At 42.0% G+C, this 20,502-nt stretch carries 16 protein-coding genes; 2 read left to right on the top strand and 14 right to left on the bottom strand.

Annotated features, from left to right (window positions below; translation table 11 throughout):
* Positions 1-129 precede the first annotated feature (129 nt).
* The 12 genes from rfbA to rfaH all read right to left on the bottom strand — a co-directional run bounded on the left by rfbA (position 130) and on the right by rfaH (position 14,479).
* Positions 130-1,002 carry a glucose-1-phosphate thymidylyltransferase RfbA gene (rfbA, locus tag CX651_RS11405; protein WP_101056099.1) on the bottom strand — a complete coding sequence of 291 codons (873 nt, stop codon included), beginning with the start codon at positions 1,000-1,002 and terminating at the stop codon, positions 130-132.
* Entirely contained in the window at positions 1,002-2,099 is a 1,098-nt protein-coding gene (gene rfbB / locus CX651_RS11400) for a dTDP-glucose 4,6-dehydratase (RefSeq protein ID WP_101056098.1), read from the bottom strand. The genes rfbA and rfbB overlap by 1 nt, the downstream gene beginning before the upstream one ends.
* A 159-nt stretch (positions 2,100-2,258) precedes the next feature.
* On the bottom strand, positions 2,259-3,143 hold the full coding sequence (gene galU / locus CX651_RS11395; RefSeq protein ID WP_101056097.1) for a UTP--glucose-1-phosphate uridylyltransferase GalU: 885 nt from the start codon (positions 3,141-3,143) through the stop codon (positions 2,259-2,261).
* Between the two features lie 220 nt (positions 3,144-3,363).
* Positions 3,364-4,104, bottom strand: coding sequence for a glycosyltransferase family 2 protein (locus tag CX651_RS11390; RefSeq protein WP_101056096.1), 741 nt, complete (start codon positions 4,102-4,104; stop codon positions 3,364-3,366).
* 14 nt (positions 4,105-4,118) lie between these two features.
* Positions 4,119-5,195, bottom strand: a complete 1,077-nt coding sequence (locus CX651_RS11385) for a hypothetical protein (protein WP_101056095.1) — start codon at positions 5,193-5,195, stop codon at positions 4,119-4,121.
* Between the two features lie 2 nt (positions 5,196-5,197).
* Entirely contained in the window at positions 5,198-6,031 is an 834-nt protein-coding gene (locus tag CX651_RS11380; RefSeq protein WP_101056094.1) for a glycosyltransferase family 2 protein, read from the bottom strand.
* A gap of 18 nt (positions 6,032-6,049) precedes the next feature.
* A complete protein-coding gene (locus tag CX651_RS11375; protein ID WP_101056093.1) occupies positions 6,050-7,159 on the bottom strand; it encodes a hypothetical protein in 1,110 nt (369 codons plus the stop codon).
* Positions 7,160-7,192: 33 nt separating this feature from the next.
* Positions 7,193-8,122, bottom strand: coding sequence for a polysaccharide pyruvyl transferase family protein (locus CX651_RS11370; protein ID WP_101056092.1), 930 nt, complete (start codon positions 8,120-8,122; stop codon positions 7,193-7,195).
* 6 nt (positions 8,123-8,128) lie between these two features.
* Entirely contained in the window at positions 8,129-9,118 is a 990-nt protein-coding gene (locus tag CX651_RS11365; RefSeq protein WP_101056104.1) for an exopolysaccharide biosynthesis polyprenyl glycosylphosphotransferase, read from the bottom strand.
* 276 nt (positions 9,119-9,394) lie between these two features.
* On the bottom strand, positions 9,395-10,366 hold the full coding sequence (locus tag CX651_RS11360; protein WP_101056091.1) for a Wzz/FepE/Etk N-terminal domain-containing protein: 972 nt from the start codon (positions 10,364-10,366) through the stop codon (positions 9,395-9,397).
* Positions 10,367-10,450: 84 nt separating this feature from the next.
* Positions 10,451-13,189, bottom strand: coding sequence for an SLBB domain-containing protein (locus CX651_RS11355; RefSeq protein ID WP_101056090.1), 2,739 nt, complete (start codon positions 13,187-13,189; stop codon positions 10,451-10,453).
* A gap of 792 nt (positions 13,190-13,981) precedes the next feature.
* Positions 13,982-14,479: a transcription/translation regulatory transformer protein RfaH gene (gene rfaH, locus CX651_RS11350; protein WP_101056089.1), complete on the bottom strand. Its 498-nt coding sequence runs from the start codon at positions 14,477-14,479 to the stop codon at positions 13,982-13,984.
* Positions 14,480-14,911: 432 nt separating this feature from the next.
* On the opposite strand from rfaH, the gene CX651_RS11345 reads away from it, so the two are divergent.
* Complete coding sequence (locus CX651_RS11345) at positions 14,912-16,423, top strand: peptide MFS transporter (RefSeq protein ID WP_101056088.1); 1,512 nt, start codon at positions 14,912-14,914, stop codon at positions 16,421-16,423.
* Between the two features lie 99 nt (positions 16,424-16,522).
* Here the strand turns inward: CX651_RS11345 and CX651_RS11340 are convergent, their stop codons facing one another.
* Positions 16,523-17,629: a response regulator gene (locus tag CX651_RS11340; protein ID WP_101056087.1), complete on the bottom strand. Its 1,107-nt coding sequence runs from the start codon at positions 17,627-17,629 to the stop codon at positions 16,523-16,525.
* Positions 17,630-17,706: 77 nt separating this feature from the next.
* Positions 17,707-18,477, bottom strand: a complete 771-nt coding sequence (locus CX651_RS11335; protein WP_101056086.1) for an MlaA family lipoprotein — start codon at positions 18,475-18,477, stop codon at positions 17,707-17,709.
* A gap of 303 nt (positions 18,478-18,780) precedes the next feature.
* Between CX651_RS11335 and CX651_RS11330 the strand changes: the two genes are divergently transcribed.
* Positions 18,781-20,493, top strand: coding sequence for a hypothetical protein (locus CX651_RS11330; protein WP_146226003.1), 1,713 nt, complete (start codon positions 18,781-18,783; stop codon positions 20,491-20,493).
* The last annotated feature ends 9 nt before the right edge of the window (positions 20,494-20,502 follow it).

The following is a 20,502-nucleotide window of genomic DNA, read 5'->3' as shown; positions in this document are numbered from 1 at the left end:
AATTACGCAAGGCAGCCTAATTTAGCGAGTGGTGCACTTCGGAGTTGAATTCGCGCATCAGTGGCTGATTATTGATCTGACACAGTATTTCGAACACAGTCCCAGGCAACAACGCTTTATCCTGACCTACTAATTAACTTTCAGGCATAACTTATGCAAGTACTGGCCATAATCACTATTCATCATAGGTCTTACAATCCTTAATAGATCTTGTTTATTTAACCAGCCTTGTTGAAAAGCAATCTCTTCTAAACAAGCAACCTTCAAGCCTTGTACATGCTCTATCGTTTGAACAAATGAAGCTGCTTCGAGTAAACTTTCATGTGTTCCAGTGTCTAACCACGCAAAACCACGGCCTAATAGCTCAACATTCAAAGAGCCATCGTTAAGATACATCTCATTGAGAGTGGTAATTTCTAACTCTCCCCGCCCAGAAGGTTTCACCTGTTTGGCAAACTCAACAACACGATTATCGTAGAAATATAACCCTGTCACAGCATAGTCAGATTTAGGATTACGCGGTTTTTCTTCTATTGAAACAGCGCGCATGCTGTTATCAAACTCCACGACTCCATAACGCTCCGGATCTTTAACCTGATAACCAAATATAGTCGCACCATGCTCTCGACTAGCCGCATTTAGCAGCGTCTTGGTAAAGGATTGACCGTAAAAAATATTGTCACCTAAAACTAAACAGCAACTATCGTCACCGATAAAATTTTCACCGATTATAAAAGCTTGTGCTAAACCATCAGGACTTTCTTGGATTGCATACTCAAGACGAATGCCGTAGTCGCTACCATTGCCTAGTAGCCGCTTAAAACTTTCGTTGTCTTCAGGCGTCGTAATGATCAAAATATCACGAATACCCGCCAGCATTAACGTTGATAACGGATAGTAAATCATAGGCTTATTATAAACCGGCAATAGCTGCTTAGATACACCTCTAGTCAATGGATATAACCTTGTACCTGAACCACCGGCTAAGACAATCCCCTTCATTAATTTTTACCTTTATTTAGGTTACAAATTAAACCTAAGCGTTGTCTTTGATAAGAGCCGTCCTGAACTCGCTGACTCCAAGCCTGATTGTTAAGATACCATTGCACTGTTTTGCGCAGCCCTGTTTCAAAGGTCTCATCAGGAGCCCAATTTAATTCTTTGCTCATTTTGGTAGTATCGATGGCATAGCGACGGTCGTGACCTGGACGATCTGCCACATAAGTGATTTGTTCCGCGTACGGCGTAGCTTTAGGCATCAATTCGTCTAAAATCGCACATATTGTTTTTACCACCTCCAAATTTCGTTTTTCATTTTGACCACCAATATTATAGGTTTCACCAACTTTTCCTTCTGTCACAACTTTATACAAAGCGCGAGCGTGGTCTTCTACATATAACCAATCACGAATTTGATCACCTTTGCCGTAAACAGGCAAGGGCTTGCCTTCCACCGCATTTAAAATCACAAGTGGGATCAGTTTTTCAGGAAATTGGAAAGGGCCATAATTATTTGAGCAATTGGTCACTATTGTTGGCAAACCATAGGTGCGCAACCAAGCGCGAACGAGGTGATCACTGGATGCTTTCGATGCCGAATACGGACTATTCGGAGCATATGGGGTAGTTTCAGTGAATAGAGGTAACTCGTTTGAATTTTGCACTTCATCTGGATGCGGTAAGTCACCATAAACCTCATCGGTAGAAATATGGTGAAAACGAAAAGTGCTCTTCTTATCATCAGATAGCTCGAGCCAATATGCACGAGTCGCTTCTAGGAGGGTGTAAGTACCAACTATGTTTGTTTGAATAAAATCAGCAGGAGCTGTTATTGAGCGATCTACATGAGACTCTGCTGCCAAGTGCATAACTGCATCAGGCTTATGCTCATCAAACACTCTGTTTAATTCTGCTCGGTCACAGATATCAACTTGCTCAAAAGCGTATCGTTTATCTTTCTCTACGCTGACAAGAGACTCGAGATTGCCTGCATAAGTTAACTTGTCGACATTAATTACGCTATCTTGGGTATTGTTGATAATATGACGAACAACTGCAGAGCCAATGAATCCAGCCCCACCTGTGACCAGTATCTTCATTTTTCACTACCAGATTTGATGAGTTTAGCCATGCTAGACGACTATGATTGAGTGATAAATTACAAACAATTTCGCAACACTTCCTGGAATCTAACCTGCTGAAAACGAAAATGCCCACTTTAAGAAAAAGTGGGCATTCACTTGAAGTAAAAGTAAAGTCTATTGTGCTAGCAAATTCAATAGTTGCTGACGAAACTCTTTACCCAGCTTTTCATTGCGCAGACCGTATTCGACAAACGCTGTCATATAACCAAGCTTATCACCACAGTCATGAGACTTACCTGTCATATTGAAGGCTTCGACTGTGTCTGATTCAATCAACATGTCGATAGCGTCTGTTAATTGGATCTCATCACCTGCACCAGCGGGGGTTTTAGCCAGTAAATCCCAGATTTTTTCTGACAAAACATAACGACCAACAACAGCTAAGTTTGATGGTGCTTCATCAACTGCAGGCTTCTCAACCATCGCCTTAATAATTGATGACTCTCCAGGTTCAATGTCTACCCCAGCACAATCAGCAATACCGTACTTGTTTACTTCATCATGAGGTACTGGAGCCACCATAATTTGGCTAGCTTGAGCCACTTTATAGCGTTTGATCATCGCCGCCAGATTTTCTGAACTTTGATCGGCACTATACTCATCCAAAATCACATCAGGTAACACAACCGCAAAAGGACTGTTGCCTATACAAGGTTTTGCGCAAAGCACTGCGTGACCGAGTCCCTTAGCCTCGCCCTGACGAACATGCATAATTGTCACACCTTTTGGGCAAATTGATTGTACTTCATCGAGCAACTGACGCTTTACCCGCTTTTCAAGCGTCGACTCAAGCTCATATGAGGTGTCAAAATGGTTTTCGATCGCATTTTTACTGGCATGTGTCACCAGCACAATCTCTTTCACACCGGCTGCAACACACTCATTCACTATGTATTGAATAAGCGGCTTATCAACAAGCGGTAACATCTCTTTCGGGATAGCCTTAGTCGCAGGAAGCATACGGGTCCCAAGTCCCGCTACGGGAATAACAACTTTCATAATTAAATCTCTTATTTATCTCCCCACCAAAAAAGTAAATGTAGTCATTAAAATATGATAAAATCAACCGCATTTGGTGGATAAAAAATCAATTCACAATAAAATCCATAAAAAGCATCTAGGATAAATCCAAGAAATAAGATTTAAAATCAAACCTTCTAAAGATGCGTACAGCAGTTTGATTGAAGCCACCAGAACCTTGTAAAACCACTATAAATAATTATAATCGTTTAAGAAAAGCGTTAAATACGTAACGCAAAAAGTATCCAAACGCCTTAACATTACTAAACCCCAACTCTTTTCGCAAAACATTATAATGCCACTTCATTGCTTTAAATTTATTAGAAGATACACTGCTTGTGCTAACTGTATAACAACCTAAGGGAAATCTTACTCCAACAGAATCAGTTTTAGATAAAATTTCTAACCACATGAGATAATCTTCATGCCCTATTCGTTTTTGAAAGAACTTGCCTAACTTGGAGCAATCATAAATTCCTGTCAAATTGCCAATATAATTAGTAGAAAGCATCATCTTGTAGGTTACAATTTGTGGGCTCTTTACAAGATTAAGCACTTCACCATGCTGGTTTACACGCTGGTAGTAGGCATGACAAGCAAATGCACCTGACTTTCTCATAGCATTAATCTGCGTAGAAAGTTTATCTCTATGCCACATATCATCGGAATCCAAAAAAGCAATATATTGCCCCTTGGCCTCACCAATTGCAATATTACGCGGTATTACTGGCGTTCCTGAATTACTTTCCATTACAATTACTTTTATTCTAGAGTCTTTTATTGACTCAACAACTACAACAGAATCGTCATCAGATTTATCATCTACATATATTAATTCCCAATTTTCGTAACCTTGAGTTAACAAACTTTCAATAGCCCTTTCAACTGTCCGAGAACAATTGTAACCTGGCATTATTACAGAAACTAAACCTTCAACCATAACCCATCAACTCTTTAAATCATTAAAAACTTAACATTATTCCATGTCTGAGAATTAAAAACTACAAAGCAGTTAATCAGCAAGTAGCTTAATGAGAAAAGGAAAAGCAACACCTTCCCTGAACTATTACATCTTTCATAGGCTAATAAATTAAAAATAGGAAATAAAACAAAGTAATAATGCATCACTCTCTCGGATGCTGCAGGCATAACTAAAGCAAAGACAAAACCTAAAAGCAATACCAAAGCTACACAAAAAAAAGTTACTCTAAAAATATCATCAATACAAATTGATGAAACAGCACAACAATCCCGCTTATCCACTCTAAATAATAAAAAAATAGTTAATGAAAAAAAAAAGGTGCCAACACAAAACAACAGTCTTATCCAAGGTAACTTACTATTAGTATTTGCATAAACGTCTAAAACTTCATATTGCTCAAATAACCCTTCAAAATAATAACACACCAAAACTGTGAAAATTATGTAAGCAAAAAAACTTATATACAATCTTTTAAGAAAAAACTTAGAAAATAGTGATGAAACAAAAGGCAAAGCTGTATTAAAATGAAACGTACACGCTAAAAATAAAATGGGCACCCTCAAAAGCCTAACATTGTAATACGCAATAAATAATAAAACAAAGAACTCTGCAAAACCCTGCCTCCATATATTGAACAAAGCTCCGACAAATGAAGGGTTTACTACCAACATCAATGCACTAATAAAAACAAGCTTTTTATCATAAAATCTCAAGATAGAGATGTAAGCAATAAAAAGTAATACACTAACTATTGCGGATGAGACAAGTTGGTAATTATCAGGGGAAACACTATTGATATTAACAAATAGGAATAGTTGATTTATTGCTAATGAAAATAGAATAAACCCATAATCAATAGACCAGCGAGAACCAGACTTTAATGCATTCTCTAAATCTGACGAATGAGAAACAGCTTCAAAATAGTACTTTGGATCGATAAGAAAACTATAATCAGCGCCCCAAGAAAATATAAGTAAGCATAAAAATAATACGGTGACTAAAATAACATTTAGCATTTCACCAAAAGAAAAATCCTTAGTAGATTTCATTATTACAAGACCAAGTTTGATTTTTCTCGTTTATACTCAATGACTGAAACAGCGACCAAAAACTCAAAAATAAACATATACACAGCCGCAATAAAGCCAGAACGCCCCTCAATAAATCCCAGTCTAAATATATATTGATAGATAAATCTAATAAAGGGTCTAAAAAGCCCCATTCTACTAAAAACTTTTTTTAAATACCCTTTAATTCCTGGCTTAAAAAAGTAATCACTAGCATTACCTTGAGAATAATCATATATTTGCTTCCCTATATATTCAGCATACCTTGATTGTTTTTCAATAAACCGTCGCATACCCAGGGAATTAAAATTATGCACGATTTCCAATTCATTGGCATAGGCTCGCGATTTTGATTCTATATACTCACCGACGTTGGCTTTAAATGATTGGTTAGTACGAACAATTCTATCATGCCAGTTAGGGTACCCCATAGAGCGTATATTTTTCCCATGTAAACGATAAAGCATAGGAATTGATATAACATCAAAAGTTCTATATTCATCAATTTTTTTTAAGGATGCATTTACAAACGAATCCGATAGATACTCATCTGCATCAATAAACAAAACCCAATCATAACCATTATCTCTAGCATAGTTCAATGCGTAGTTACGTTGTTCTGCCGCTGAATAAGTACCAACTTGAACATTGGTCAATACTGTAATACCTTGTTTTTCAACTTGCTCAACCGTGTTATCAACACTACCAGAGTCTAAAATATAAACATCTTTAGTATCAAAAATGGACCTCAAACTTTGTATGCAAGTAGTTACATTTTTACCTTCGTTCAAAGTTAGAACAAAACAACAAATATTCATAAATTCGCTCCAGCCACACTATTTATCTAACCGAATACCTACCAAATAAAAAATGGCTGAAATGAGATATGAGATAGAGAAAAATATAAAAAATATAGACAAAACCTCATCATCTCCAGCATATATAGCTGTTAGCCAAACACTCACAACTGTTAAAACTACCTTAATACATTCAATCAAAAATGAAAATCTTAAAGGCAACTTTTTAAATCTAGTTTCAATGAATACCACAGAAAAAAATGCTCTAGAAAACATAAACATAAACAAAGGTATAAATAGAACATTAAGACTGTAAGGAGTTAAAAATTTAATTAATTCAATGTAATATTCAGTACTATTAAACCAATAAAAAAAAACAGACTGCACAGCAACAACAAAAAACACTGTTAAGCTTGACCTAAACAGACTAACCCTCACTCTATATAAAAACCGATTAATTAAAACCTGATTAAACGCAATGGGGATAGAAAAGATATAGAAAAAGGCAATCATAGAACTAGCCTTTCCTGAATCAAAAAAGTTATAAAACAAGAAAGGAATCAAAAATACACTTGCAGCAGAAACTAATACAATATACTTATCATTAACAAATGCCTGAGAAAGATTCAAATCAACCTTAAATTTAAACCCATCATTAACCAACAAATATAACAAAAAGATAATCACCGGGAAAGCAAAAAGTGCAATAGCCGAAATATTTATACTGTAAAAAAAACTAAAAAATATAAATAAGATAAATATTAATGAATGGCTAAACTCTATAAGCATCAACTTTTTCCCACTTGAAAGCAATGAATATATAATAGACGAGCTTTCATGAAAGGCATAAAAAAGCATGAAGCAAACCATTAAGCACAAAATTTTTACATTAAAGTGAAACCAACCAAAAGTAATTAACCCTACACAAGAAAAGATAGAAAGTAAGTCTAAACTTATAAATTTTAACTCCTTTACCTTTCCTGGATATAGTTTAGGATACGCGCCAAAAAAAATTGATCCACAAAGAGCCGCCAAACCCAAAGCGGCTGTAAAAGCCGCATAATCATCTGTAGGTAAAACCTTACTTAAATATATCTTAGCTAAAGACACCAACAACAAAAATATAACACTAAATAAAGTTAAGAACATTCCACAATACCGAGATAATTTTCTGCATCCAAATCACAATGGCAGTTTATTCAACTTATAATCACCAACATCCAATCTATTTAGCTTCTCAGACTGTGAAAAAGGTAACCATTTTACAGAGAACACCTCAGACAACAACGCCCCATGATATCTTTCTGTTATAGAAAAATCAGCCCGTTCAATTTCTAGCAATATTGTTCCAAGCTCGCTATACGCGTAATTAATTTTTTTATACCTACCTTTTAAACAAGAACACGAATTAATAAAACTATTTAATCTTACTTCATCAGATTTTTCCTGCACCAAAAATTTAATACAATATCCAGAAGCAACGATTTCTTTTATAAGCTTAACTTCAGAATCAACATTATCTTTATCAATGGCAGTTTCTGACAAAAACCAAATGCAATACTTATCCTCGCAAAGACTCCCGGGGCTTTGTAATTGTTTTTTATAAGAACGGATATTTTTTGCATTACGATAAACTCTATCATGCCTAAAATAAATATTACCTGGAGAAAACATCCTTAAAAATCGAAAAGAGAGATTATCTCTCAGATAAGCTTCATTAACTTTCCTTAAAGTTAAAACCAAAATCAGACGCCAGAAATAACCAACCCGCAAATTCAACCCCACCGAATCAACAATAGTTTCCTTTTTTATGAGATGACGAAAATTAAAAAGAAGAAAAAAAGAAACAACTTTAATTATTGAGCGCGGCCTTTCATAAGAAAAGATATTCCCACCCGAAACGTAAAACTTATCACAAAAAATCATTTTACACAAAAGACTGAAACCAGATAACATTTTTTCTTCTGCTATAAGGTATTTTCTCTTATGTGAATAAACATCTACTCCGACACATTTAAAATATTCGGCCAACGTCTTAAACATCAAATCATCGCCAATATTCCCAAGACCTTGATATCCAAAAACAAAAACACTACCACCGCGATTGCTCATAACAAATTAACGCCCCATCCCAAAAAGAACAACTTTTACTGTTTTAAATAAAATTTTAATATCTAGCATAGTGCTGTGGTGCTTAATATAATAGATATCGTATTTATGCTTCCATACCGCATCCTCAATAGATGCACCATAAGGATAACTAACCTGCGCAAGTCCTGTCACCCCTGGTTTAACAGCGTGTCTAAAACGGTAATAGGGGATTTCTTTTTCTAGTTTTGAAATAAAAACCTCTCGCTCTGGACGAGGTCCTACTATTGACATATCCCCCTTTAGAATATTTATAATCTGTGGTAATTCATCAATACGAGTTTTACGAATAAAGTTACCTACTTTGGTCACACGGGCGTCATTGTGTGCAGCCCATTGTGCACCTGCCTTTTCAGCATCATTACGCATTGAACGAAACTTAATCACTTCGAATTCATCATTATATTGCCCTGTGCGACGTTGTTTATAAAAAATAGGACCTGGACTTTCGAGTTTAATAGCCAACGCAGTAATAATCCCTACCGGTATTGCAACACTACAGAGTAAAAAGGATGCAAACAAATCTATTACTCGTTTAGCTAACTGAGTTCGCTTAGTCGATAAAATTGAAAATGCTTTTTGATGTAAAAAGTAACCACTATGAAGCAAGCGTACTTCCGTATAACCCAACCTCTGGTCGAGATAACTAACTAAAGGTTCCACCCAAGCTCCAAGCTCTGTCGCTTTTACTAGGAACTGTCTTTGCTCTTTGCTTAGACGTGCACTTTCAAAGTGGCATATAACTTTACAACTAAAGTCATTAACACTGTAATCATTAACAACCATATCAAATGAGTAATCATAGATGATTTCACCTATAGACAACTCCCTATCCTTCGGACAATAAACATAAATTGTTGGTTGCCTTAATGCTTGCGACTTTGATTTAAAACGTTTTGATACCATTTTAATCGGTTGAAATTCTTCATTTTCAATATTTTCATTTACTCGAATATTCATTCTCAGACCAACTTTTATTAAAGTCATTTATGCCAGAATACATACTTTTACCTAAACATTGGTAAAACAAGGGATTAGTGTTTATTGGTTATTTCTCTAGGATAAATCAGGCTACTACTACCACGTCACTGAATTCATTCACGTGCGCATTTCTGCCTTTCAACTCCAGCCTGGACACATTTCATCCAACTGGAGATAATCGATCCTTTGCCACCCCTTAAAACATTGCGTTAGCGTTTTTTCAAAACAAACTTAATAGCCCATAATTTATTTGCTTTAACTTTCTGTTCCAACAAAATGCCTGACAAGAACTATCATCACGGCCAAGATACCGCCTAACATAGTACCTAGCACGCAAATTAATGCACGCTTTGGCTTAGCCTTTTCTTCGGGGACAAAAGCTGGATCGATTGTTTTAAACACATATTCATCACGCACTTCGGCGAACATAATTGTTTTAGCCTGTTCTTCTACCAACTTGTATAGAATGGCTCGAATGTCGGCAACATTAGTGAGTTCAATCTGTTTATTTAAAAATTCACTACTTCGGTTAGCCTCTGCAACATCCCGCTCTTTCATGGTTAAGTTGATATCTGCAATTAACCAATCTACCCATTGCTTGGCGATAAAAGGGGATTGATGTTCTATCGATATCTGCACCATGCCACTTTCTTTATCTTTGTTGACAACGAGTATTTTAGAAAATGCTTTATGTGCTTCCTGTAAAGAAGGCTTTGGCTGAAATGGCGGCTTTACCTCACGTACCCAAGTCTTGCTGCCTTGCTCATAAATATCCGGGTCAAATGACAAACTGTTGTCGGCCATGTACCACTTATCGACCGCCATTAGCTCAGGCAGAATTTGATGTTTTTCAATAAAGTTACCGATAAATTGCCTTGATTTGAGTACTTCAATCGCCAGTTGCGTCTTATCAGTGCCACCTTTGCCGCCTAAGTTGATCCCCGCCATACTGGCAAGGCCACCAAACTGGGAAGCAAGTCCCGCAAGCCCTCCTGCGCCCTGCTCTTCCGACGCCGGGGCCAATAATGCTTCCGATTTATAGATATTCGGTAGCATTAGCGCGATAACCACAGAGGCGACGGCAAACACCAGGGTGATACCCGCAATCAACCATTTACCTTGCCAAATTACGCTGAAAAGCTCACGAAGATCAATTTCATCATCTCTTAGCGCATTCGCCGCAAACTGCGCGTCAGGATGCTGCTGAGGGGTAATATTTGATGTCATATTTTTTTATCTAGTAATCAGTGATTTTGATTTTGCTCCAGAGAGGCGTTAAGCCTCTCTGGAGCAAAGCCATTTTATTTGAGGTTACAACCCAGAAATGGTCGCTACGGCCACAGCTGTGTTGTAAATGATTTGGGTTACCTGGCTCCAGAGTGTCAGGTTATCCTTATACTCTGTATCCAATGGAACTATGATGGTATCCCCGGGTTGCAGATTGTCTTCACTGCTGAACCACATGGAACGTTTAGGCATCATTACCGAGCCATCGGCCTTAATTACGTAAGTTCTGTCTTCATCAGCACGCTTACGGGCACCACCGGACATATCAAGATATTGGTCAAGAGTAATACCTTCTTTATACCTATGGGTCGATGCATGCTGCACTTCGCCCATAACCGCTATGGTCTGTTTGGTTGATGGCACATAAAGAATATCTTGATCTTCCATCTGGATATCTGCTTGGGATATCCCCACTGAGATAGCCGGCAAATCCACCACCAAACGGCCAACAGCCTGAATGCTTTCTAAATCTTTCAGCATCAATTGAGCATCGGCATAGTTAACTAAGTTGCCGTCCTTGGAAACCCCTCTGGTGGCGATATCCCGCCGCAGTTGGTCGGCCAGCTTTTTAATTTCCATCTGCTCCTGCTTACGCACCGATTCCCGCACAAATACCGCAGAAGGGAGATAAGCAAATTCAGTAAAGCCACCGGCCCGTTGGATCACATCCTGAAGCGTTTCACCGCGGCGGATATTGTAAATACCCGGGAACTTAACTTCGCCGCGTATTTCTACGGTTTGATGTTCCTGCCAATCAGGGGTGGTCATCACAGTAAGAATATCGCGCCCTTCCAGTGGCAAATCAGCGGTTTTATTACCCTGAAGCGCACTGGTTAAGTCCACAGTTTTATGCTCTATGGATGAACCGCCCGCATTAGTAACAGTGCGGGTTAACTCTGCTCTGGCTGTGTAGGCGCCTTCTTTCAAGCCCCCGGCGGCTTCAATCAAAGCGCTGACAGAAGCATTAACCGTCAGCGGGTACATACCTTCGTGACGAACCTGGCCACCAACGGCAACAATTTTTACACTGTCACCGGCGCGCGCCTGGGCGTTGAGTTTACTAATAACCGGGTACAAGAGTTCGCTACGATTCATCATGTAGCTATATTTGATTAAGTCAGTGTCATCAAACAGGTTCAATAACATCTTACTGACTTCTGAGGTTACAACGGCCTGTTCATCACTTGTTGCATCACTGTCATCAACCACTACCCCACCAACAGCATTGCGCTTATGCAAAGTTTTACTTTGCAGCAGGTTGAAACCTGCCTTGAACAGATCATTTCCTATCAGTGAGTTCCCCGAAAGCGAAGTCACCTTGGCCACTCTTTGCTTGACCAGCTTATTCAGCTCATATCGGTTAAGGCTATCGTCACTGAAGTTGAAAACAACCAGCTTATCTCTTGGTTGCAGTACCAGGTTTTCCTTGGCGTCCTGATTAACAATCGCCTTTCCGGGTGCAAATTGGTAAACCTCTATGTTGCCATAGTCATCCACCTCACGAAGCAAAATTGCATAATCCAAATCGGCGGATATTTGTAAATCAGACCAAATGGATTTGAGAATATCATTCACCCTCAAACCTTGATGCCATTGGTACTTTCCAGGCCGGACAACAGCGCCAACCAGAGTCACGGCATTATCATATTGCCCTGAGGTTCCCTTAACCCTAACCACATCGCCCGCTTTGGCCACTGTTTTTTGACCTTTGGCTGAAGTGAGGTCAACTGTGAGCAAAGATTTAAGGCCTTGGTCATTGTAACGTTCGACCACACTGGCCTTTGGATAGGAACCCGGCTTAACACCGGCGGCCATATTCACCACATCCCCAAAGGTTTCACCGCCTTTCAGCTCATAGATAGCAGGGCGACGTACTTCGCCGGCCACACTGACCAGCCCACCCACAGGAGGAATGAACACCACATCCCCGGATTGCAATCTCAGATCGCCGGAGGCATCACCGCGCATCAATAAGTCATAAAGATCCAGAGTACCGACCAATTTACCGCCACGCTTCAGCTGTACCTTACGCAGTGAACCTATTTCATTCACGCCGCCGGAGACAAACAGCGCTTGAGTCATGGTTGACAGACTGGATACAGTGTAAGAACCGGGTTTGTAGGCATCACCGGCCACAAAGATACGAATAGAGCGCAGTTCACCCATAGTGATATTCGACTCTATGCCTATCATCTGGTGTTTGATGCGTTTTTTAAGGGTATCTTTGGCTTCGGCAAAACTTAAACCGGCAATACTGATAGGGCCGAGTTCAGGGAACTGTACAGTGCCATCGCGATTAACGGTAAGTGAGAACTCTCTATTGGTTTTACCGAAAAGTTGCACCATCAGGGTATCCCCTGGCCCCATCAGATACTCACTGGGAACCGGCACATCGGAAACCGGTGCAAAAGTGCTTGGTTCTCCGGCAAACAAGGAGTAACCAAAACGCTTGAGAGCACTCTTGTCTGTTGCTTCAACCGTAAAGTCTAAAGTTGGCTTTTCGCCCCCATTAGCACTGTTATCCTTTTTTTCTCTTGGATAAACAACTTGCGGATTGACCGGTTTCTGACTGATGTTACTGCCTCCACTCAATATGGAAGGATCTATTCCATACTGCTTGGCTAACCTTTCCTGTTCAGCGCGAGGCAAATTTTTGAATTGTTCGATCATTTGAGGTGATGGCGTAACAGCTTGAGCTTGCGAGCCAAGCAAAGCCAAAGCGCCGATACCCGCTATGATGAGTTTTTTGGTTTTCTGTAACACCAGTTGTCTCCGTAATGGTGAATAGCACTAAAAATCAAATGAACCTTTCAGCAATGCAACAACCGCGTTTAACGCGATACGCGCTTCAACCCGGATTCCATTTGAAACCAACGCCTCTTACTTGCTGATTTTTTAAATGGCGGAAACTGAACAGTTTCCGGTTTAACTTCTCTGAACCTGATAATAGCGTTTAGCCATAAACATCAAACCCATTGAGTTATACAGGTTTTCGCACCATCACAGGGTTAGCGTTCCGCGTGGCGCTCAGAGAGCTTAGGCGTCCACTTTTGTCCTTCAGACACGCTACCGTTCCGCGTGGCGCCCAGAGAGCTTCGGCGTCCACTTTTGTCCTTCAGACACGCTACCGTTCCGCGTGGCGCTCAGAGAGCTTCGGCGTCCACTAAGAATATGAAACTATTCATATTCTTGTCCTTCAGACACGCTACCGCCCATGGATTGCGGCCTCCAACTTGCCCTTTGCAATGCAAAAACTATATTTTTTAAAGCGTTAAAAAAATGCTACCCAAAGTCTTTAAGGTAACATTCATTTCCTGTACCAGGTCTTACTTTGCCGGGGGATTATATCCCAACACCCCAAGTGATACAGTTCAAAAAACACCCAATCCTTGTTAAGCTGAGCAATAATTCAACTACCAAGTTACAGTCAGACTATTTTTGCAAAAATGAAAAATATAAGATATTGATTTTTTGGCAAAAAATGCAAATTTATTCATAGTTCGCAAATGTTGAGCTTTGTAACAATGGGAAATGTCCTACACGGGCAGCAGGCAATTACGCACACGCTGCTTTAATTGCCTTTTGATCTACTATTATGCTCTTGTGCTGACCAAGGAAAGTAAACAATACTTTACAGCGAGTATCGCCGCATTTTTCAGCAAATATGCCATCAAAATCAGTAAATGGCCCTTCGGTAAACTGTATTTTATCACCGGATTGCAGGGGCTTTTCTGTGATCAAGGGCGTAGCTAATTCACGTTGTTTGAGCTGATTGATCAGTTGCTCATCAATTGGCAGCAGTTTCTCACGGCAATTAACCAAATTGGCAACACCGCGAGTAGAGCGGATCTGGCGCACACTGGTCAGTTCAGGGTCAAACTTGATGAATAGGTAGTTGGGAAACAGAGGTTGCTTTTGAACGACAGTTTTGTTTTTCTCTTTCTTTTCAAGCCGCACCATCGGCAAATAGGTCTCAAGCTCTTGGAGCATCAGATTCTGTTGAGCCCTCACTTCACTGCGAGGTTTACAGTACAAAAGGTACCAGGCCTTCATGGTGTTCTCACTACTTGGTTTCTGTCGGGTGACGTCCTATCACAGCGGGCAATCATATCAGACATAAGTTTACAATTGAAAGTGAATTTCAGGTTTCCCTCTCCCCCCACTTTGGTCTAATTGAAATTACGGTTACAAACCGAACAGGTCTGACCACACAAAGGCATGTATTGCTCATAAAGCCGCCGCTTCCCGGCCCTGAAATTGACTTTGTAACTGGATCCAGAGTATATAAGGTGAGCTTTGTTGCTTTTGATGAACAAATTACAATACAGAAAACCAAAGCCTCAATCACAGCGCATTAAAAGACATGCCCATAACACTTTACAAAACAGTGTGATGTTAACGGCAAAACAGCTGGGATAAATACAATCGCTTTCTGTGTCGACTTTTGTCACACGGCCAATTAACAATTTTAAGGTGGAAGACTTCATGAGCTTAGCAAAACCTCAGGGGACTGTGCTCGGACATCCCAAGGGATTGTTCCTGCTGTTCACAACAGAGCTTTGGGAACGATTCAGTTACTATGCGATGCGTGCCATTCTGGTACTTTATCTTGTTGACCAAGTAAGAACCCAAGGCGCAGGGGGGTTAGGCTGGACTCAAGCAGACGCTTTGAAACTCTACGCTTGGTTTACCGGCTTGGTCTATCTGACACCACTTTTAGGTGGATGGTTGGCCGACAATGTTCTTGGCCAGCGGAAAGCGATTTATATCGGTGGTGCCTTGATGGCGATAGGCCAATTCACTTTGGCAGCCCCCCATAGTTGGGTGCCCGGGATGGAGACCATAGTCTTTTATGCCGGTCTTGGTACCCTGATTGTGGGTAACGGCCTATTTAAGCCTAACATTTCAACCATGGTAGGTGACCTATATGAAGAAGGCGATCACCGCCGCGACGGCGCCTTTACCATCTTCTACATGGGTATTAACTTGGGTGCCGCCCTGTCCGGCTTTGTTGTCGCCTGGGCCTATACTAACTTTGGCCATAAAGAAATTATCGATGGCGTTGAAGTGACAGTTAACAACTGGCAAGCCGGTTTCTTCTGTGCCGGTGTCGGTATGCTGATCTCTCTGCTTATTCAGTTCCTTTTTGCCCAAAAACTCTTGGGTGATATAGGTACAGTTCCAGCAGCAAAAATTGAAAAACAACGTGCTGCCGAGCGCGGTGAAGTAAGAAAAGAACCCCTGACTAAAGTTGAACGTGATCGCATTAAAGTGATCATGGTGATGGGTCTGTTTACCATCATCTTCTGGGCGGGTTTTGAGCAGGCCGGTGGCTTGATGAATCTGTTCACCAATGAGTTCACCGACCGCTTTATTGGTAATTGGGAAGTGCCGACAACTTACTTCCAGTCACTGAACGCCATTTTTATCGTGGTTTTTGCCCCCGTGATCGCTTCTATCTGGATCCGTCTTGGAAATAAAGAGCCCAACTCACCGGTTAAATTTGCTCTCGGCCTGATACTTTTGGCTATTGGCTTCCTGTTTATGATAGGTGCAGTACTGGAGATGGGTGGCGACGCCTCTGCCAAGTCCAGTATGTGGTGGTTGGTTGGTGCCTACTTCTTCCATACCATGGGTGAGCTTTGCCTTTCCCCTATCGGTTTGTCTATGGTCACTAAGTTGGCCCCTCTGCGTATCATGTCACTGCTGATGGGCTTTTGGTTCTGCTTTATTTTTATTGCTAACTTAACCGCAGGCTATGTAGGTTCCTTTATCGGTCACGGCGGCGAGAAAGAAGAACAGCTGGCCAATGCCATGTCTATCTTCTCCGGCATTGCCATCACGGCAGCCATTTCAGGCGTGCTCCTCTACTTTATGGCCGATAAACTGGTCGATTGGATGCACGGCGCAGAAAGCAAAATTCACGATCACTCCGAAGAAGAAGCTTTGGAGCAAGAAATTGCCGTAACAGGTGAGCATGAAGCGATAAAACGCTAATAATCACTCGGTTACCGAATAAAAAAGGCTGCAGTATGCAGCCTTTTTTATCTTTTGCAATTTAATGACTTGCCACCTTGGCTTGGTCATTATGAAGCGTTACAACGACAGTTGCACAAAGCCCCCCTGGGGGATCTTGGGGTTAAAATTCAGCCCCAGGAATCTGTTTTGTTGCAGCAGCTGTCTATGTTCTGCCTCACTGGAAACAACACAAAGCTGCTCTGCGGGCATTAAGCTTCGAAATTGAGTTGTTGGCTTACCCCACTCAAGTAGTCCCAACTGCAGCGAATCCGCCAGCGCCAGTGGCGTAATGCCATCTTGGTTACGTATGTAACACCTCAGTCCCCTGCCCGCCTGAGCAATGGCTGCCCGGTAACTATCAAGTTCTATTGCCACGTAAATCATATCGCAATAAAGGTCCAAGCCTGATTTGACCAAACGATCATTCAGATAACTCAACATATTGAAGGGTTCTATCACCACAGAACTGACACCGGTGCGATTAAGTTTAAGCTTCTGGTTAACAAAACTCCGCATCAACACACTGGCAAAAGCAGCGCGATTATCCTCCGGATGAAAGTGCGCCATATACATAATTAAATGATGGTTACCAACCATGGCAGAATCGATAAAGTAAGGACTTACCTGTTCGTGCTTGAACAGACTGTAATCCAATCTGGCCTTGGGATATTCAATATGACTCGCGGGGAATAGCTGTTGCTGCACGCATCTGGCTGCTTCTGCATTTTGCTCAAGCAAAGCCAAGTTTTCATTCAGCTCCATAAAAGAGAGTTCTTCAACGTCCCGATTAACAGCAGCGTGCTCCTGATCCACAGATGTCAGGCATTGATTAATAGCGTGCTCGATACTGTAAAGATCGGATACTGGCTTAACCAAGTAATCGCAGGCACCTATCCGCAGAGCCTCGACTACATCGGCCATAACCTGATTTCCGGAGATCACAATGGAAGGAATAGCGGGGTTAATGCGCGACATCGCCTTGAGCATTTCCAAGCCCCCCATTCGAGGCATGGAAAGATCGGCTACCACCACATCATATTTCTGGCTTTTGAAACTCTGCAGCCCTTGCTCACCGTCCTCGGCTTCAACAACATTGGCGCCCCGTCCACTCAAAAAGGCGGCAACAATATTGCGAAAAACAGGGTCATCCTCAACCAGCAGTACATTGAGACTGTTCAGCGCCATGGTTAAATCCCCGCAGGTATCAATCGCCGGTAACGAGTAACCTTTAACCTCCTGCGGGTAGAGAAGCAGAGGGTGGGTTACTCCAGTTCCTGCATATATTCATCTAGCAACTCGTCTTCGTCCTCATTCGAAGGCACATTGCCGTCGTACACCTTATAGTCCATGTGCTGTATGTAAGCGTCTTTAACGAAAGTGTATGGATCGAGCGCGTTGTCTACTAATCTTTCTTGATCTATGGCAACTGAGCGTGCGTGGAGATTCTTCAGCCCCCACTTGATCACTGACTGCCACATAGTTAATTCTGACAAAGGAAAGTATAGACCATCCACCCAATCTGAAGCGAGTTCACGGGTGATATAAGGACCGAAGAATGGTGCCATAAAGTAAGGCCCGTTAGGTACACCGTAGTAACCCAGCACTTCGTTGAAGTCGTCCTGTTTACGGGGCATTCCCATCATATCGGCGACGTCAATCAGGCCGAGCAACCCCACGGTTGAGTTAACGGTAAAACGGCCTCCGGCATTCAAGGCCCAGCCCCACTTGCCTTGCAGCGTGTTGTTTACCAGACTGTGGGGCTCTTCCAGGTTAAGAACAAAGTTATTAATGCCTGATTTAACCGGAATGGGCAGATAATCGTTATAACCATGAGCAACTGGACGATAGAGATACCTATCCAGATAAAGGTAGTTGAAGTCCCACATGGCTCGGTTGAACCCTTCGATAGGATCCCGCGGGTCACTGTAGCTGATGCGTACGTCCTGTGTATTCTTTCCTTCACCGCTTTCTGCAGCCACTGCCGAATGAACCCCCAGGGCAGCCGCAAGCATCAGAATCCATTTAAACTTCATATTACTCTCTTTGTATAAGTACCACTGTAGTCAAACCGAAAAACTGTTAAAGCTTTGATTACTATGCGCCGATAACAAGATTATCCGGTGCGACAATCAACCTTCTACCAATGCCGATTCGGACGGATAAGGATACTTCGCTGAGGAAATAGATCAAATTTAAATTTACGATTGCCCATCAAGAAATCAACTAGAGGAGTGGGGTTTGCAACAATGGATCCAATCAAAGGTACAATCCCGCCTTCAGGGCCAGGGCCTTCCTCTCAAACAAACGTGTCTATTCCGCTGTTACCGGTAACTGTAGTGGATTTAGGTAGCGAGCTCAGATTAGAGTTGCAAAATACTCAGTACCAATTGCAGTTCGTCGAACCTCAGGCCAACACACAAGCTAAAGCACTTATATATCAGTCCAATACTGCCCTGCTGGAGCTGACCCGTCCCTTAGGGGAGATTATTCAAGGCAGGCCGGTGCAATTGCTGTGGCTGGCGAATGAAGTACAGATAAAGCTGCCGGATGCACTGATGCAGCTGGCAGCCAAAAATGGCATCAGCCAAACCGTACTGCAACAGTTGGCAGCCAGACCACAAGGCTACCCGCTACCCATGTTAACTGTTTCTCAGGCTGATATGCGCTTTGCCAACGGTACCAGCATAGCCTTTCCGGCGCAGTTACAACTACCGGCAGGAGAATATGTCGCCAAGGTCATCAGCAACAATCAAGGGCTGCAGCTGGAATTAAGCCCTATTAACGCAAGACTGGATGTGAAACTATCGCCGGCCCCTGCTTTGTCAACAACAACGACCGATGTGGCAAATGAGCGTCTGATAACCAAGCCGGAACTCGCCCAAACCTATGCCAGGTTAATCAAACTTCTGGAACAACAACCCAAAGCTCAAGCGCCGCAAATAAACTCAGAGACCCGAGCGAGTATTGACTCCAAAACCAATTCAATAACGGCGCCTGGCAGTAAGGTATCGACAGCTGCATTACCTTTGACACAGCAAACACTTGATAAAATTAGCTTGGTTGAGTCAAGAGCGGCTGTTTTACCAAGGACAGACAAAGCTTCACTTCAGGCTTTACAACAGTTGGCAAGGACGACTACAGCAGAAAAACCAACCGCCCCAACGGAAAAACCAACGACTAGGACAAGATCCGATAAAGTAACACCAGAGGCGCCGAAAACGCCCGAACTCAACTTTCTTCAGCGCGCCTTTAACAAAGCCGGAGCCATGCCGAGGGCCGAGGCGATGGCTCTTGAAGTCAAATACAACCAGGCGACAGAGCTACTCAAGCAGCTACCGGCGTTATCACCTGTCCCCCTGAGTGAACTGACCGAGCCCTCTTTGCTGAGAGCTGAACTACTGGGCCTCACTGGATTACAACTAACCCACCAACAAGCACCGTCGCAAACGCTGACACAAGCCGGTGCCATTACCACCTTGTTTCAGCTGTTGCTTGGCATCAGGGCCGGCAATCAAAACCTCAGTGTACCTCAGCGTTTGAAGCAATATTTAGAAGGGTTGCAAAGTCAATCCGGTCTGCAAAATTACCAACTGGCCTCGCTGGAAAAGCACGGTACACTGGATGCGCTGCAGCAGATGTCTCAGGCAGTAGCACTCTATCAACAGGCCAATACAGATAACGGCGGTCAATATTGGTATTTTATGCTGCCCTACTATCTCAACCAAAGAAATGAGCAGCTGGAAGGCAAATTCGAGCATCAAGAGTCGGATCAGGACACAAACAAAGACAAAGCATGGCAGTTGCAGCTCAAGTTTAACTTGGGAATGGGCTCCTTGCTCATTAAGGCGCAAGTGAAGGATACCAAGGTCGACCTACAGTTTGTCGGCAGCACCCAAACCCTGATCAATAGAGTGAGTAATTTCCTGCAACCATTGTCGCAAAAGTTGCTTCAGTTAGGACTCACTCCCAATGAATTGAACGCCCACGTTGCCCCTGTACCCGCTTCCCTGTTGCCCGGCGATCATTACCTGGTACAACTGAAGGCCTGAGGAAAAACC

The organism is Shewanella chilikensis, assembly GCF_002836945.1.
In the GTDB taxonomy this organism is placed as follows: Bacteria; Pseudomonadota; Gammaproteobacteria; order Enterobacterales; family Shewanellaceae; genus Shewanella; species Shewanella chilikensis.
The sequence above is the reverse complement of the archived record's forward strand: the minus strand, read 5'-3'. Positions and strand labels throughout refer to the sequence as shown.

What these genes read in the sequence shown, in the direction of transcription:
- rfaH (WP_101056089.1), bottom strand. Translation starts at nt 14,479, where the DNA reads ATGAAGGCCTGGTACCTTTTGTACTGTAAACCTCGCAGTGAAGTGAGG.
- CX651_RS11390 (WP_101056096.1), bottom strand. Translation starts at nt 4,104, where the DNA reads ATGGTTGAAGGTTTAGTTTCTGTAATAATGCCAGGTTACAATTGTTCT.
- CX651_RS11385 (WP_101056095.1), bottom strand. Translation starts at nt 5,195, where the DNA reads ATGAAATCTACTAAGGATTTTTCTTTTGGTGAAATGCTAAATGTTATT.
- CX651_RS11380 (WP_101056094.1), bottom strand. Translation starts at nt 6,031, where the DNA reads ATGAATATTTGTTGTTTTGTTCTAACTTTGAACGAAGGTAAAAATGTA.
- CX651_RS11375 (WP_101056093.1), bottom strand. Translation starts at nt 7,159, where the DNA reads ATGTTCTTAACTTTATTTAGTGTTATATTTTTGTTGTTGGTGTCTTTA.
- galU (WP_101056097.1), bottom strand. Translation starts at nt 3,143, where the DNA reads ATGAAAGTTGTTATTCCCGTAGCGGGACTTGGGACCCGTATGCTTCCT.
- CX651_RS11340 (WP_101056087.1), bottom strand. Translation starts at nt 17,629, where the DNA reads ATGGCGCTGAACAGTCTCAATGTACTGCTGGTTGAGGATGACCCTGTT.
- CX651_RS11335 (WP_101056086.1), bottom strand. Translation starts at nt 18,477, where the DNA reads ATGAAGTTTAAATGGATTCTGATGCTTGCGGCTGCCCTGGGGGTTCAT.
- rfbB (WP_101056098.1), bottom strand. Translation starts at nt 2,099, where the DNA reads ATGAAGATACTGGTCACAGGTGGGGCTGGATTCATTGGCTCTGCAGTT.
- CX651_RS11360 (WP_101056091.1), bottom strand. Translation starts at nt 10,366, where the DNA reads ATGACATCAAATATTACCCCTCAGCAGCATCCTGACGCGCAGTTTGCG.
- CX651_RS11345 (WP_101056088.1), top strand. Translation starts at nt 14,912, where the DNA reads ATGAGCTTAGCAAAACCTCAGGGGACTGTGCTCGGACATCCCAAGGGA.
- CX651_RS11370 (WP_101056092.1), bottom strand. Translation starts at nt 8,122, where the DNA reads ATGAGCAATCGCGGTGGTAGTGTTTTTGTTTTTGGATATCAAGGTCTT.
- rfbA (WP_101056099.1), bottom strand. Translation starts at nt 1,002, where the DNA reads ATGAAGGGGATTGTCTTAGCCGGTGGTTCAGGTACAAGGTTATATCCA.
- CX651_RS11365 (WP_101056104.1), bottom strand. Translation starts at nt 9,118, where the DNA reads ATGAATATTCGAGTAAATGAAAATATTGAAAATGAAGAATTTCAACCG.